At 39.8% G+C, this 266-nt stretch carries 1 protein-coding gene; it reads left to right on the forward strand.

All coding sequences use genetic code 11. From position 1 onward, the window contains the following. Positions 1–266, forward strand: a 266-nt coding sequence (locus tag HMPREF2634_RS02010; protein WP_142350291.1) for a Spy0128 family protein, incomplete at both ends; no start/stop codon positions are given.

Here is a 266-nt window from a genome sequence, read left to right on the forward strand (position 1 = left end):
ACACCAGCACCAGCAACCAAAGTAAAAATTGCTGGTAAGAAAGTGCTAGAAGGTAAAACACTGGAAGCAGGCAAATATAACTTTGCCCTGAAAAAGACAGATGGCAGCGTCGTTCAAACTGTTACTAATGATGTGGACGGAAACTTTGCTTTTGACGAATTGACTTACGATGAAAACCAAGTAGGAACGCATAAGTATACTATCTCAGAAGTTGAAGGAACAGAAACTGGGGTAACTTATGATAAGACTGTTCGAGAAGTAGAAGT

This window comes from Streptococcus sp. HMSC034B03, assembly GCF_001838575.1.
GTDB lineage: Bacteria > Bacillota > Bacilli > Lactobacillales > Streptococcaceae > Streptococcus > Streptococcus anginosus.